This window comes from Streptomyces sp. NBC_01717 (genome assembly GCF_036248255.1).
Classification (GTDB): domain Bacteria; phylum Actinomycetota; class Actinomycetes; order Streptomycetales; family Streptomycetaceae; genus Streptomyces.
Map to the genome: position 1 here is coordinate 4,339,545 of NZ_CP109178.1, position 14,078 is coordinate 4,353,622.

General features: G+C 70.0%; 17 protein-coding genes. 11 read left to right on the forward strand and 6 right to left on the reverse strand.

Going from position 1 to position 14,078, the window contains the following annotated elements; translation table 11 throughout:
* Window positions 1-70: 70 nt before the first annotated feature.
* The 5 genes from OHB49_RS19585 to OHB49_RS19605 all read left to right on the forward strand — a co-directional run bounded on the left by OHB49_RS19585 (window position 71) and on the right by OHB49_RS19605 (window position 5,034).
* Window positions 71-802: a DUF969 domain-containing protein gene (locus OHB49_RS19585; protein WP_030979511.1), complete on the forward strand. Its 732-nt coding sequence runs from the start codon at window positions 71-73 to the stop codon at window positions 800-802.
* Window positions 799-1,767, forward strand: a complete 969-nt coding sequence (locus OHB49_RS19590; RefSeq protein ID WP_329161841.1) for a DUF979 domain-containing protein — start codon at window positions 799-801, stop codon at window positions 1,765-1,767. Before OHB49_RS19585 ends, OHB49_RS19590 begins: the two co-directional genes overlap by 4 nt.
* A gap of 98 nt (window positions 1,768-1,865) precedes the next feature.
* The gene (locus OHB49_RS19595) at window positions 1,866-2,894 is read left to right on the forward strand and encodes a DUF2891 domain-containing protein (protein ID WP_329161842.1); all 1,029 of its coding nucleotides are present in this window, start codon (window positions 1,866-1,868) and stop codon (window positions 2,892-2,894) included.
* A gap of 104 nt (window positions 2,895-2,998) precedes the next feature.
* Complete coding sequence (locus OHB49_RS19600; protein WP_329161843.1) at window positions 2,999-3,712, forward strand: HD domain-containing protein; 714 nt, start codon at window positions 2,999-3,001, stop codon at window positions 3,710-3,712.
* A gap of 95 nt (window positions 3,713-3,807) precedes the next feature.
* Window positions 3,808-5,034, forward strand: coding sequence for a Cmx/CmrA family chloramphenicol efflux MFS transporter (locus OHB49_RS19605; RefSeq protein WP_037853867.1), 1,227 nt, complete (start codon window positions 3,808-3,810; stop codon window positions 5,032-5,034).
* 28 nt (window positions 5,035-5,062) lie between these two features.
* Here OHB49_RS19605 and OHB49_RS19610 read toward each other — a convergent pair whose 3' ends face one another.
* Window positions 5,063-5,338, reverse strand: a complete 276-nt coding sequence (locus OHB49_RS19610; RefSeq protein WP_030979503.1) for a DUF4031 domain-containing protein — start codon at window positions 5,336-5,338, stop codon at window positions 5,063-5,065.
* Window positions 5,335-5,703, reverse strand: a complete 369-nt coding sequence (locus OHB49_RS19615) for a hypothetical protein (protein WP_030933043.1) — start codon at window positions 5,701-5,703, stop codon at window positions 5,335-5,337. Before OHB49_RS19615 ends, OHB49_RS19610 begins: the two co-directional genes overlap by 4 nt.
* 134 nt (window positions 5,704-5,837) lie before the next feature.
* Between OHB49_RS19615 and OHB49_RS19620 the strand changes: the two genes are divergently transcribed.
* The 3 genes from OHB49_RS19620 to OHB49_RS19630 all read left to right on the forward strand — a co-directional run bounded on the left by OHB49_RS19620 (window position 5,838) and on the right by OHB49_RS19630 (window position 9,392).
* Entirely contained in the window at window positions 5,838-6,758 is a 921-nt protein-coding gene (locus tag OHB49_RS19620; protein WP_030933046.1) for a MurR/RpiR family transcriptional regulator, read from the forward strand.
* A 62-nt stretch (window positions 6,759-6,820) separates the two neighbouring features.
* Entirely contained in the window at window positions 6,821-7,798 is a 978-nt protein-coding gene (murQ, locus tag OHB49_RS19625) for an N-acetylmuramic acid 6-phosphate etherase (protein WP_329161848.1), read from the forward strand.
* Between the two features lie 52 nt (window positions 7,799-7,850).
* Complete coding sequence (locus OHB49_RS19630) at window positions 7,851-9,392, forward strand: PTS transporter subunit EIIC (RefSeq protein WP_030979497.1); 1,542 nt, start codon at window positions 7,851-7,853, stop codon at window positions 9,390-9,392.
* 45 nt (window positions 9,393-9,437) lie between these two features.
* Here OHB49_RS19630 and OHB49_RS19635 read toward each other — a convergent pair whose 3' ends face one another.
* The 3 genes from OHB49_RS19635 to OHB49_RS19645 all read right to left on the reverse strand — a co-directional run bounded on the left by OHB49_RS19635 (window position 9,438) and on the right by OHB49_RS19645 (window position 10,516).
* Entirely contained in the window at window positions 9,438-9,917 is a 480-nt protein-coding gene (locus OHB49_RS19635) for an amidase (protein ID WP_329161850.1), read from the reverse strand.
* Window positions 9,918-10,038: 121 nt separating this feature from the next.
* A complete protein-coding gene (locus tag OHB49_RS19640) occupies window positions 10,039-10,275 on the reverse strand; it encodes a hypothetical protein (RefSeq protein WP_030979493.1) in 237 nt (78 codons plus the stop codon).
* A complete protein-coding gene (locus OHB49_RS19645) occupies window positions 10,265-10,516 on the reverse strand; it encodes a hypothetical protein (RefSeq protein ID WP_030979491.1) in 252 nt (83 codons plus the stop codon). Before OHB49_RS19645 ends, OHB49_RS19640 begins: the two co-directional genes overlap by 11 nt.
* Window positions 10,517-10,629: 113 nt before the next feature.
* On the opposite strand from OHB49_RS19645, the gene OHB49_RS19650 reads away from it, so the two are divergent.
* Together OHB49_RS19650 and OHB49_RS19655 are read left to right on the forward strand one after the other, a co-directional pair.
* Window positions 10,630-11,472 carry a helix-turn-helix domain-containing protein gene (locus tag OHB49_RS19650; protein ID WP_030979489.1) on the forward strand — a complete coding sequence of 281 codons (843 nt, stop codon included), beginning with the start codon at window positions 10,630-10,632 and terminating at the stop codon, window positions 11,470-11,472.
* Complete coding sequence (locus tag OHB49_RS19655; protein WP_329161852.1) at window positions 11,453-11,662, forward strand: DUF397 domain-containing protein; 210 nt, start codon at window positions 11,453-11,455, stop codon at window positions 11,660-11,662. Before OHB49_RS19650 ends, OHB49_RS19655 begins: the two co-directional genes overlap by 20 nt.
* Window positions 11,663-11,712: 50 nt before the next feature.
* On the opposite strand, the gene OHB49_RS19660 is transcribed toward OHB49_RS19655, so the two are convergent.
* Window positions 11,713-12,540, reverse strand: a complete 828-nt coding sequence (locus OHB49_RS19660) for a glycoside hydrolase domain-containing protein (protein WP_329161853.1) — start codon at window positions 12,538-12,540, stop codon at window positions 11,713-11,715.
* Between the two features lie 568 nt (window positions 12,541-13,108).
* Here OHB49_RS19660 and OHB49_RS19665 point away from each other — a divergent pair.
* Window positions 13,109-14,029 (forward strand): hypothetical protein, encoded by a 921-nt coding sequence (locus OHB49_RS19665; RefSeq protein ID WP_443079541.1) that lies wholly within the window; start codon window positions 13,109-13,111, stop codon window positions 14,027-14,029.
* The last annotated feature ends 49 nt before the right edge of the window (window positions 14,030-14,078 follow it).

Consider the following 14,078-nt stretch of genomic DNA (forward strand, 5'->3'; position numbering starts at 1 on the left):
CGCACTACCCCCGTCTGATCAGGACCGAGCAGGCCTGCCTGCACGTCCATGCGCGGAAGAAGGCCGACGCGTGATCGTTCTCCTCGGCGTGCTCGTGGTGATCCTCGGATTCGCCACCCGCCGCAATCCCCTCCTCGTGGTGGGTGTCGCAGGCATCGTCACAGGGCTGCTCGGCAAGCTCTCCCCGCAGGAGGTGCTGGCCACATTCGGCAACAGCTTCGCCTCCGCGCGCTCCGTGACCGTCTTCGTCATCACCCTGCCCGTCATCGGGCTTCTCGAGCGGTACGGACTCCAGGAGCAGGCCCGTACCCTCATCGGCAAGCTGGGCAGGCTGACCACCGGCCGCTTCCTGGCGCTCTACCTGCTGATACGGCAGCTCACTGCCTCCGTCGGCCTCACCAGCATCGGCGGCCCCGCGCAGAGTGTGCGGCCGCTGATCGCCCCGATGGCCGAGGCCGCCGCCGAGGCCAAGGCGGGTCGTCCGCTGCCGCAGAAGCTCCGCGAGAAGGTCCGCTCGCACGCGTCCGGCGCCGACACCATCGGAGTGTTCTTCGGTGAGGACTGCTTCATCGCCATCGGATCGATCCTGCTGATCACCGGCTTCGTGAACTCCACGTACGACCAGCACCTCGAGCCCTTGCACCTGGCCCTGTGGGCGATCCCCTCCGCGATCTGCGCCTTCCTGATCCACGGGGCCCGCCTGCTCAACCTGGACCGGCAGCTGGAGCGCGAACTCGCCGTCGCCGCCGCCGAGAACGACCTGACGACACACGCCGGGCTCCGGACGGAGGACGCCAAGTGATCAAGTCCGAGTATTTCTTCTGGCTGGTCGGCGCGGTGTTCCTCGTCATGGCCGCGCAGATGGTCATGGACCGCAGCAACCCCAAGCGCTTCGGATCGGCCGGGTTCTGGGGTCTGCTGGGCGCCGCGTTCTTCTACTCCACCGGAGTCGTCGACAAGTCCCTCCCCGCCGAACCGCTGGGCGTCGCCGTCCTGATCCTGATCGTCCTGGGCGGCTGCGGTCTCACCGGCAAGGGCGCGTCACACACTCCTGCCCGCGAGAAGCGCGCCGCCTCGGCCGCACGCTTCGGCAACAAGCTGTTCCTTCCGGCTCTCACCATCCCCGTCGTCGCGATGATCTGCGCGACGCTCGTGAAGAACTGGAAGATCGGTGGCGAACCGGTCCTGGAGCCGGGATACGAGACCATCCTCGGCCTCGGCGTCGGCGCCATCGCCGCGCTGATCGTGGGCATGGTGCTGCTGCGCGAGCGGAGGATCTCCGTACCACTGCACTCCGGTCGCAACATGCTGGAATCGATGGGCTGGGCGCTGATCCTGCCTCAGCTGCTCGCAGTCCTCGGCTCGATCTTCCAGTCCGCCGGTGTCGGCGAGCAGGTCGGAAGGATCACCGAGGCGGTGCTGCCGGACGGCCAGAAGTTCGTGGCCGTGGCCGTCTACTGCTGCGGCATGGCGCTGTTCACCATCGTCATGGGCAATGCCTTCGCCGCGTTCCCGGTGATGACCGCCGCGATCGGCTGGCCCGTCCTCATCCAGCAGATGAACGGCAACGCGCCCGCGATCCTCGCCATCGGCATGCTCTGCGGCTTCTGCGGCACCCTCGTCACCCCGATGGCCGCCAACTTCAACCTGGTTCCCGCCGCTCTGCTCGAACTCAAGGACCAGTACGGCCCGATCAAGGCCCAGCTCCCCACGGCAGCGGCCCTGCTGGTCTGCAACATCGCCATCATGGCCCTCTTCGCCTTCTGACCCGGACCGCCACTGACCCGAGCCTCCTCCACCCCTGCCCCCTGGCCCGAGCCGCCCCTTGACCCGAGCCGCTCGCCCACCCCTCTGGAGTGACCCTGATGTCCCCCGCGCTCCCTGCCACGTACGCCGTCCCCTTCACGGAACTGGCCCTCGCCAACGTCGTACGCGAATACCCCAACGCCCCTGCCCACCTGTACGCCGGCCCCGAGGAACTGGTCGCGCCCCGCACCCTGCACCCTGCCTTCTACGGCGGGTACGACTGGCATTCCACCGTGCACATGCACTGGCTGCTCGTCCGCCTGCTGCGCCGCTTCTCCACCACCGGGGACCTCCCGGCCACGGTCACCACCCGTGTCCACGAGGTACTGAACTCCCACCTCACCCCGGAGAACCTCGCCGTCGAGGCGGCGTATCTCCGCAAGCGCCCGCACTTCGAACGCCCCTACGGCTGGGCGTGGCTGGTGGCGCTGGCGGCGGAGTGCCGTGCGCTCGGCACCCCCGAGGGCGACCGCTGGGCCGACGCCCTCACCCCTGCCGTGGAGGCGGTCGGCGAACTCCTCACCGCCTGGCTGCCCAAGGCGACGTACCCGATCAGGCACGGAATCCACCCCAACAGCGCCTTCGGCCTGGGCATGGTTCTGGACGCGGGCGAGCGCGCCGGTCTGCCCCGCCCGGTGCTCGACGCGGTGGCGGAACGACTGCGCACCTGGTTCACCGAGGACCATGACGCCCCCGCCCACTGGGAGCCGTCCGGGCAGGACTTCCTCTCCCCCGCCCTGACCGAGGCCGACGCGATGCGCCGGGTGCTCCCCGTCGCGGAGTTCCGTACCTGGCTGGCCGGGTTCCTGCCGGGGCTTACGGACTCTCCGCTGCTCACCCCGCCCGTGGTCTCCGACCACTCGGACCCGCAGATCGGCCACCTCCTGGGCCTCACCATGAGCCGGGCGGCGGCCCTCCGTACGATCGCCGGCGCGCTGGGCGAGGGTCCCGTCCACACCGCGCTGACCGCTTCGGCCGAGGCTCATCTCGCCGTCGGCCTGCCGTCGGTCTCCTCCGGTGACTTCAGCACGGACCACTGGCTGGCCACCTTCGCCGCACTGGCCCTGGACACCCCGCCCGGCCACTGACCGGTCCGGCAACACCGCACAACGACCGGGGCGGCCCTCGCCGGGCCGCCCCGGTCCCGGCAGGCCATGTCCTCAGGCGGCCGGCCGGCCCTTAGGGTCGTCCCATGACCGACAGCTCGCGCGAAAGCAGTGCCTCCGGGGCCGCCCACGAGGCGGGCAACGTTCACGAAGCGGGATCTGCCGCCGACGTCCTCCGGGGCCGCTGGCAGGAGACGCTCACGGGCGCCCGGGGCGGCGCCGGTGGCCCCGACCCCGTGCCGTACGCCGACAACCTGCTGACCCGTTGGGCCGAACCGCATCGCCGGTACCACACCACCGCTCATCTGACGGCGGTCCTCGACCGGATCGACACACTGGCCGGGCACGCCGCCGACCCGGACGCCGTCCGTCTCGCCGCGTGGTTCCACGACGCGGTGTACCGCCCGGACCGCTCGGAGAACGAGGAGCGCAGCGCCGCTCTGGCCGAGCGCGCCCTGCCCGAGGCCGGTGTCGCGGACGACATCACCGCCGAAGTGGCGCGACTGGTCCGGCTCACCGTCACTCACGACCCGGCGGCCGGCGACACCGACGGCGAGGTGCTGTGCGACGCGGATCTGGCGATCCTGGCGGCCGCCCCCAAGGAGTACGCGGAGTACGCGGCGCAGGTGCGGGAGGAGTACGGCTTCGTCCCCGACGACGCGTTCCGGGACGGCCGGGCAGCCGTACTGCGTCAACTGCTCGGGCTGCCGAGACTGTTCCGTACGCCGCACGGGATCGCGGAGTGGGAGCCGCGCGCCCGGCAGAACCTGCTGACGGAGCTCGAACTGCTCACCCGTTGAGACAGTCGGCACGATCCGCAGATACGGGAATGTAACGGCCTACATCGTCGTTGGCACCTGTCATGCCCGACTCTGCCGTTCGTCATCGCACCCGTATGCCTTTGGCCGTATACATCTTGGGCCTTTCGGTATTCGCCCTCGGTACGAGCGAGTTCATGCTCTCCGGGCTGCTGCCGCCGATCGCCGACGACATGAATGTGTCGATCCCGCGGGCCGGGCTCCTGATATCCGCCTTCGCCATCGGCATGGTGATCGGCGCGCCCCTGCTCGCCGTGGCCACGCTCCGGCTGCCGCGCCGGACCACCCTCATCACCCTGATCTCGGTCTTCGGCCTCGGGCAGGTCGCGGGTGCGCTCGCTCCGACGTACGAGGTGCTCTTCGCGTCCCGTGTGGTGAGCGCCTTCGCGTGCGCCGGGTTCTGGGCGGTCGGTGCGGCGGTCGCCATCGCGATGGTGCCGGTGAACGCGCGGGCCAGAGCGATGGCCGTGATGATCGGCGGGCTGTCGATCGCGAACGTCCTCGGCGTACCGCTGGGGGCGTTTCTCGGTGAGAACCTCGGCTGGCGGTCGGCGTTCTGGGCGGTCGGCGCGGCGTCGGCGGTGGCTCTGGCCGGTGTGGCGACGCTGATCCCCCGCATCCCGCTCCCTGCGGAGAAGCCGCAGCTCAAGCGGGAGATGTCCATCTACCGCGACCGTCAGGTGTGGCTGTCGATCGCGGTCACGGCGCTGGCGGCGGGCGGGGTCTTCTGCGCGTTCAGCTATCTCGCGCCGCTGCTGACGGATGTCGCCGGACTGGACTCGGGCTGGGTGCCGACGGTCCTCGCGCTGTTCGGGATCGGTGCGCTGATCGGTACGACGATCGGCGGCCGGGTCGCGGACGCGCACCTCTTCGGGGTGCTGATCAGCGGCATCGCGGCGTCGACGGTCTTCCTGGTCGCGCTGGCACTGTTCGCCTCGAACCAGGTCGCCGCGGTCGGGCTCGCGTTCCTGCTGGGCCTGTCGGCGTTCTACACGGCCCCGGCGCTGAACGCCCGGATGTTCAACATCGCGGGCGCGGCCCCGACCCTGGCGGGTGCGACGACGACCGCCGCGTTCAATCTGGGCAACACGGGCGGCCCCTGGCTGGGCGGCACGGTGATCGACGCGGACTTCGGGTTCGCGGCGACGGCCTGGGCGGGCGCGGCGATGACGGTGCTTGCACTGGTGGGGGTGGTGTGGTCGCTGCGGCTGCACGGCGGGGGCAGGTCGCGCCGGGTGGCCGGTTCGCCCGCAGCGGCGTCTTCCTCGGAGGCGTCCGTGGAAGCGGCTGCCCCGGCGGTGTGACCCCGGCAGCCACGTCGGCCGCATCCGTTCAGCTGCCGGGAACCGGGCGTCCCTTGGGGCGTCGCAGTCCGGCGTCCGTCAGCCGGCGCACCAGTTCCTTGGAGCCGATCTCCCGGGCCCCGGCCCGCACCGCGTCCACGTACCGGGTTTCCGGTACGTCGTAGTGGTCGCGCTCGAAGGCCTTCGGCGGGCAGCCGATCGAGGCGGCGAAGGCGTGCAGCTCCTCGAACGAGACATCGCTCACCAGATGCGACCAGAGGCGTCCGTGACCCGGCCAGTCCGGCGGGTCGATATAGACCGTCACCGGCGCAGCACCCCGCTCAGCGCGCCGACGCGCGCCACCATCACGGTCGCCTTGGTGCATACCCAGCGCGGGTCCGGCCCCAGTTCCGGTTCGACGTCGAGGGCGTGCGGGTCACCGGCGTCGCAGACCGGGCACAGCGGCCACCGGCCGTAACGCTCCAGCAGCGCGTCCTGGACGTCCTGGGCGACCAGGCCGACCAGGTACTCCACGCCGTCCGGCCACTGTTCGACCCACCAGCGCCGGTGCGTCACCGCGTCCTCGACGAGGGAGACGATCTCGGCCTCGGCGACGTCGCCGGCAGTGAGATCGGCCATCACCAGCGCGCGGGCGGTATGCAGCGCCTGCTCCAGGCGGTTCAACTCCATGGAGTCATTCTCACCCCGTACCCAACCGGCCTTCGCCGTAAGGAGACCTTCGGCACCGACAGATTCTCGGTTCCGCCAGAGGTCGGGACCAAAGAGGGGTTGACGTGCCACAGGGTTGAAAATATCTTTCAAATGTGACCAATGACCTGAAGGAAAGTTTCAGCGGTGATTCTCCGCCCGCACCGGCCGCCCTCGCGGCCAAGGTTCGGACGCTCGCACCGTCCATGACCCGCTCCATGCAGCGGGTCGCCGAAGCCGTCGCGGGTGACCCCGCCGGCTGCGCCGCCCTGACGGTCACCGGTCTCGCCGAGCTCACCGGCACCAGCGAAGCGACCGTGGTCCGCACGGCCCGTCTCCTCGGCTACCCCGGATACCGGGATCTGCGCCTCGCCCTGGCCGGGCTCGCCGCCCACCAGCAGTCCGGCCGCGCCCCCGCTGTCACGGCGGACATAGCGGTCGACGACCCGATCGCCGATGTGGTCGCCAAGCTCGCCTTCGACGAGCAGCAGACCCTCGCCGACACGGCCGCCGGGCTCGACACGGTGCAGCTCGGTGCCGCCGTCGCCGCCGCGTCGACCGCCCGCCGGATCGACATCTACGGCGTCGGCGCCTCCTCCCTCGTCGCCCAGGACCTGGGGCAGAAGCTGCTCCGGATCGGCCTGATCGCGCACGCCCACACGGACCCGCACCTGGCGGTGACCAACGCCGTGCAGCTCCGCTCCGGCGATGTGGCGATCGCGATCACCCACTCCGGCTCCACGGTCGATGTGATCGAACCGCTCCGGGTGGCCTTCGACCAGGGGGCGACGACGATCGCGATCACCGGCCGCCCCGACGGCCCGGTGACGCAGTACGCGGACCACGTGCTGACGACGTCCACCGCCCGTGAGAGCGAACTGCGCCCCGCCGCGATGTCGAGCCGTACGAGCCAGCTGCTCGTCGTGGACTGCCTGTTCATCGGCGTCGCCCAGCGGACGTACGAGACGGCCGCCCCGGCGCTGGCCGCCTCCTACGAGGCGCTCGCCCACCGGCATACCCCTCGCAGCACGCGCTGACCACATCGCCGTACCCGCTGAACCGCACGAGACACGAGATCGAGAAAGCAGAGCCGCTGTCCATGACCTCCACCACCGATGCCAACGCCGCGACGCCCGGCAGGGACTCCGAGTACGGGGAGCTGCGCGCCGAGCTCGCCACCCTCACCACCGAGGCGTTCCGGCCCGAGCTCGCCGAGATCGACCGGCTGGGCACACTGGAGATTGCCCGGATCATGAACGGCGAGGACCGGACCGTCCCCACCGCCGTCGCCGCCCGGCTGCCCGAGATCGCAGCGGCGATCGACGGCACGGCCGCTCGCATGGCCCGCGGCGGCCGGCTGATCTACGCGGGCGCGGGCACCCCGGGCCGGCTGGGCATCCTGGACGCCAGCGAGTGCCCGCCCACGTTCAACACCGACCCGTCCGAGGTCATCGGCCTGATCGCGGGCGGACCGTCCGCGATCATCACGGCCGTCGAGGGTGCCGAGGACAGCACGGAGCTGGCCGCCGCCGACCTCGACGCCCTGAACCTCACCGCCGACGACACGGTGGTCGGCATCTCCGCCTCCGGCCGTACGCCGTACGCGATCGGGGCCGTCGAGCACGCCCGCGCCAAGGGCGCGCTCACCATCGGCCTGTCCTGCAACGCGGACTCGGCGCTCGGCGCCGCGGCCGAGCACCCCATCGAGATCGTCGTCGGTCCCGAGCTGCTCACCGGCTCGACCCGGCTGAAGGCCGGTACGGCGCAGAAGCTCGTCCTCAACATGCTGTCGACGATCACGATGATCCGGCTCGGCAAGACGTACGGAAACCTCATGGTCGACGTCCGCGCCTCCAACGAGAAGCTGCGCGCCCGCTCCCGCCGGATCGTCGCCCTCGCCACCGGCGCCTCCGACGAGGAGATCGAGGCCGCGCTCGCCGCCACCGACGGCGAGGTGAAGAACGCGATCCTCACCATCCTCGGCCAGGTCGACGGTCCCACCGCCGCCACCCTCCTGTCCGCGTCCGACGGCCACCTCCGTGCCGCCCTCGCGGCCGCACCACGCACCACCACCTGACCCCATCCGGGGAACCGCCCAGCACCCCCCGCACAGCAAGGCACCACGCACCATGGCTACAGAAGACAAGAACCGCGCCACTGCCGCCGCGATCCTTCCGCTCGTCGGTGGCGCCGCGAACGTCAGCTCCGTCGTCCACTGCATGACCCGGCTCCGGCTGGGCCTGCACGACCGCTCCCTCGTCGACGACGAGGCCCTGAAGGCGCTCCCCGCCGTCATGGGTGTGGTCGAGGACGACACGTATCAGATCGTCCTCGGTCCGGGCACCGTCGCCCGGGTCACCCCGGAGTTCGAAAAGCTGGTTCAGGAGGGGCGCGCAGCCGCCCCCGAAGCGGCCACTGCGGCCGTGCCGGCCGCTGCCACCGGCACCACCACCGCGGCCGAACTCGCCGCCCAGGGCGCCGCGATCAAGGCCGCGCGGAAGGCGAAGAACGCCACCCCGTTCAAGCTCTTCCTCCGGAAGATCGCGAACATCTTCGTCCCGCTGATCCCGGCCCTCATCGGCTGCGGCATCATCGCCGGTCTCAACGGCCTGCTGAAGAACCTGGGCTGGCTGACGTCGGTGACGCCCGCGCTCGGCGCGATGGCGTCCGGCTTCATGGCGCTGATCGCCGTCTTCGTCGGCTACAACACGGCGAAGGAGTTCGGCGGCACGCCGATCCTCGGCGGTGCGGTCGCCGCGATCATCGTCTTCCCCGGCGTCGCGGACATCGAGGCGTTCGGCCAGAAGCTCTCCCCCGGCCAGGGCGGTGTGCTGGGCGCGCTCGGCGCGGCGGTCCTCGCGGTGTACGTGGAGAAGTGGTGCCGCCGCTGGGTCCCGGAGGCGCTGGACGTCCTGGTCACCCCGACGCTGACGGTGCTGATCTCCGGCCTGGTGACGATCTTCGGCCTGATGTACGTGGCCGGTGAGGTCTCCACCGCGATCGGCGACTTCGCCAACTGGCTGCTGTCCAACGGCGGTGCGGGCGCGGGTCTGGTCCTCGGCGGCTTCTTCCTCCCCCTGGTCATGCTGGGTCTGCACCAGGCACTGATCCCGATCCACACCACCCTGATCGAGCAGCAGGGCTACACGGTCCTCCTCCCGATCCTCGCCATGGCGGGTGCGGGCCAGGTCGGCGCGGCTCTCGCGGTCTACCTCCGTCTCCCCCGCAACGAGTCGATCCGCAGGACGATCAAGTCGGCTCTCCCGGCCGGTCTGCTGGGCGTGGGTGAGCCCCTGATCTACGGTGTCTCGCTCCCCCTCGGCCGCCCGTTCATCACGGCGTGCGTGGGCGGTGCGTTCGGCGGGGCGTTCGTCGGCTTCTTCAACCAGCTCGGCAGCGCGGTCGGCTCCACGGCGATCGGCCCGTCCGGCTGGGCCCTGTTCCCGCTCCTCGACGGCAACCACGGTCTGGGCACGACGATCGCGATCTACGCGGGCGGCCTGCTGGTCGGCTACCTGGCGGGCTTCGTCGCCACGTACTTCTTCGGCTTCAGCAAGGACCTGCTGGCGGAGTTCAACGTGTCGCAGGAACCGGCGGCTTCGACGGTCGCCGCAACCGGCACCCCGACTGCCCCGGTCACCGACCCGGCACCGGAGCCGGCCCGCGCCTGATCCCGTGACGCAACGGAGGGCGGCGCCCACACGGGTGCCGCCCTTTCACGCTTCCCCGGCCGCAGTACGCAGGAACCGCACCAAGTCGTCCACGCTGTAACCGAGTTTCGGCCCACGTTCCGCCGCCATGAGCAGCAACTGACCGACGATCTCGGCACCCCACCCGTCGCTGCCGTCCGAGGACCACTCCCAGAGCTTCTCGATCCCCAGGTCGGTCATCAGCAGCCCATGCTCGGCCCTTATCTCGGCACACACGTCGGCGACGGCGTCAAGCAGCGTGGCCCCGGGGCGCTCACATCTGAGCCCGAAATACGAACCGAGGTCCTCCACTGCGCACCCCTCCGGTGGGTGCGCCCTGATTCCGTCGTAGCGGGGATCGTTCGCACGGGGATACTCCGCCACCGGGCAGTGGGCCAGCGTGAATCGGTGCCGCCCCGCCGGTAGGGGTTGCGGCGGGCGGTACGCATCGAGACCGAGGGCCTCGTGCGCCAACGCCGAAGCCTCGTCGTGCGTATCCGCGGTCACGGTGGCCGTCCTGCTGCCGTCATCGGCCACCGCCGTCCACCGGCCAGTGGACTCGTCACAGCTGAAACGAATCGAGAGCTCCATACCTCACCGTCCCATCCACCACCGACAACACCGCGCCTCATCTCGGCCACCGCCCCTTCCGGTTGGCCTCCGTGACCCGCGCCCGCAGCACCACCCCGGGCGGCGCCGGTTGCACCGATTCGGGTGGACAGTCCCACTCCGCCCCACCTCCCGGCGGCCGCAACTGCACGTACGGTCCGACACAACCCATCACGCGCCCCACGCGCCCGTCCCGCGAGTCCACCGCGTACGTCCCGGGCTCCGGCGTACACGGTTCGAGTCCCTCACCCGTCATGACCGGCCTCCCCGTCACACTTCTTGTCCAGAACGGCGCTCAGCCGCAGCGCCGTGTCGATGTTGCAGCGCCCGAGATCCACCAACGGCGCGGGCTCGTTCCCCGCGCACGACACCGGGTCGATCCGCAACGACGGGAGCGTGAGCCCCACACCTTTCAGCCCTTGCCTCAGCGTCTCCACCGCGTCCTCCGCCTCCCGCACTCCTCCGGCGGCAACCCGTCGTCGCTCCGTAGTGGTCATCCTGCACACCTTCCACGCTCGGTAATCGCAATGCCTACCCAGCGTGTCCGACACGCGGCTAGCCTGGTAGTGGCGCAGGTCCAACAACCGCAGGTGTGTCACAGGGAGTTGCCATGCCGAGCCCCAAGAAGCTCGACCCGTCCTCGTCTCCACGCGCCCTTCTCGGCGCCGAACTCCGCCACCGGAGGGACAGGGCCGGCCTCTCGCAGGAAGAACTCGGGCTCCCGCTCTTCGTCAGCGGCTCATTCATCGGCCAACTGGAGTCCGGTACGCGCCGGATGCAGTTGGACCAGGCCCAGAAGTTCGACGAGATCCTGACGACGGACGGGTTCTTCGTACGGAACTGCGTGGCCCTGAAGAAGTCGAAGTACCCGGACCACTTCGCCGAGGCGGCGGAGGCGGAGGCCGTCGCGAAGACCATCAAGGAGTACGCGCCGCAGCTGATCCCCGGGTTGTTGCAGACGGAGGCGTACGCGCGCGCGGTCTTCCGGGGCGGACTGCCGACGGCATCGGAGAGCCTGGTCGACGACCGAGTCGCGGTGAGACTGGAACGGGCACAGCTGCTGTCCGATCCAACAACGCCCCTAGTTTGGGCAGTTCTGGACGAAGCCGTGCTACGCCGAGTGGTCGGCGGACCGGCAGTGATGGCGGAGGCGCTCAATCACCTCCTGACGCTGACCCATGAACATCGAATCATCGTGCAGGTACTGCCATTCAGTGCGGGTGGACATGCCGCAATGGCAGGCAGCCTCAAGTTAATGGCGTTCTCGGACGCACCTTCACTCGCCTACCTGGAGAGCCTCGGTTCGGGCCAGCTGCTTGACGATCCAGCCGCCGTCGCCGAGCACGAACTGACCTACGATCTCCTAGTGGCCAGCGCACTGTCACCCCAGGCGTCCCTGGCCTTGATCGAGTCGGTGGCGGAGGATTACGCCCATGAAGCCCAGCAGCTCTGACTACGACCTGGCCACAGCAACCTGGCACAAGTCCTCGTACAGCGACGCAAGCGGCGGCAACTGCCTCGAGGTCGCCGACGGCCACCCCGGAGCCGTCCCCGTCCGCGACTCCAAGGTCCCGGACGGCCCGGCGCTCGTCTTCCGTACGGCGGCGTGGTCGTCCTTCGTCGCGAACCTCAAGCGCACTTAGAGCGCGCGCAGGTCCGCTCCTTCGGAGTCAGCCCTCGGACGGCCGCCGGCTCAGCCGGTGATGGCGACCGGCGCGTCCCACGCGTCGCGGTCCACGGTGATCGTGTAACCGTTCCGCGTCTCCTTGCTGTTGACCATGTACTGGTGGGCGCGGCTGTGGTTGGTGAACTGCGTGGCCCCCCACGGCCAATCCGTGGTCGTGGTGTTTGCCTTGTCCCACAGGGCGTACCAGAGGTTGCCCGGCAGGTCGGTCTTGTCGGTCGCCGTCGCGATGGCCTTGGCGCTGGAGCTGGTGAAGCCGTAGTACCCCGCCCGGTAGGTCTTGGCGTGCAGCGTCTTGTCGAAGGCGCGTACGTACGTCAATACCGCTTTGTTGCACGCCGTGTTGGTGATGTCGTACGACTCCATGTCCAGGTAGATCGGGCTGCCGGCCTTCATGCCCAGGGCCGACGCCTTGGCCACCGCGTCCGCGCCGTCGGTGGCGCCGAGCGAAGCGGCGGTGGAGGCGGTGAGTTTCTCGGGGCTCGAGCCGGTCTGGCAGCTCGGCTGGGCGCCGACGTACAACGGGATGAGCTTCCAGCCGACCGTGCTGACCGACTTCACCCAGGATGCGGTGAGGTTGGGCTGACTGCAGCCGCGGTTCTTGCCACCGATGTAGACGGCGGCGGCGCCGTAGAGCCCGCCGTGCCAGGCCTTCATCGCGGACAGGGAGGGCGCGGCGCAGGTGTCGAAGGCGCGGCCGGTGTACGTCTTCTGCGCGGGCCACGTCGTGGCGGCCATCGAGGTCTGCGCGGCGATCCCGGTTCCGGCCACCACGGCGGCGCCTGCCGTCGCCCAGGCGATGTAACGGCCCTTCTTCGACATCCGGTGCTTGGACATCCCCACCCCATTCATGACGCGTCACGGCATGCGTGACGTGCGAACCGAAGACAGTTGAGCCCCCTGACACGACGCCCATCCACCACACCGACGAAAGGTGTGCGACCCACGGCGTCCGGGGTGGATCGCACCGTAGCCGACGCGACTTTCTCGTCGGGAAACCCCGCACCTTGATCGCCACAAGATTCCCTCAAGTCATGGCAAAACCTGGAGAGTCCGCGATGTCACGACACGGTCCGCCTCCCCCTTTGGCCGCACTTCGACATGGCTGTACCCGCCGATGGCACAAGCGTGACGTGCGCATGGCCTGTGCGCCTTTACATCTTCCGTGCACGGGACTCCTGGGCCGCGTGCGCCCCGGAGCTCAAGCCCCGCACTCCGAGCGCTCTTTCAAGGAATGGGTGGAGGGCTTCAACCCACCCACCCTCCCCAGCAGGCAATTTCACTCTTCGTGACCGGCTTGCCACGCACGGTGCGGACGCTCTAGCGTTCCGAATAACGAACGACCCCTGCCGGTGCGGGAACACCGAACAGGGGTCTGACCAGCAAGATCGAAAAGAGCGATCCCATGGCTGACAGCCAGCTTAGTGCTGCCTCGTGCGCACCGCACGCACCCCCGCACAACCCGCACACGCCGCCGCACCCGATGGCCAACCCTGGCTACGGCAAGCGGTCCGCGTCCGCCCAACGTCCGTGTACCGCGCACGACTTCGCACACCTTCCGCCGCGTGAGGCCGCCGTCGCCGCCTATGTCGACCGGCTGCCGGACGGGGCCGACATCTCCGTGAAGACGCTGGCCAAGGTCCTGCCGTACGGGCAGTGCGCACTGCGGACCGCGCTGAACAACCTCCAGCGGGCCGGGCATCTGCGCCGGGGCAGCGAGCACGTCATCGGCTCGGGCAGCGCGCGCTGGGTGACGCGTACGTTCTTCTCCCGCACGCCTCGCGACGACGACTGGTGGGCCGCGTTCACCAGGGGCGACGTACCGCCGGAGCAGCCGCGGCCGACCCGCTCCCGGGCATTTATCCTGCTGGCCGCACTCGGCCGCACCGCACCCGCGCTGAGCCTGTCATCGACGGACTGCGCAGCGCTGGAGCCGTACGTCACCACGTGGTTCGACCGGGGCGCCACCGAAGTACAGCTGCTGCACGCACTGACCGACGGGTTGCCGGTCCCGGTGCATCACGCGGCGGCACTGGTCCGCAGCCGCCTGACCACCAAGATGCCACCCGAACGGGTCGCTCCGCCCACACCGTCCGCCGCGCTGCGGGTCCTGGAGTGCGCGAAATGCGGCACACCGGGCCGGGCAGAGACGCTGCCCGGCGGCGAGTGCGGGCCATGCCGGGGTGAGCAGACCTCCGTATCGGCGAGCAGCCGCGGGATCCCGGCTGACGGAGTCAGCGACCGGATGGCCGAGGTGCGGGCCGCGATGGCCCCCGCCCTAAGAAGCGGTGCGCAATCACGGCCGCGACTCCGTCCGCGCCGATGAGGTCTGGCCCACCCGCTACGGGCCCTGCTGCCGCGCTCCGAACTCCGAA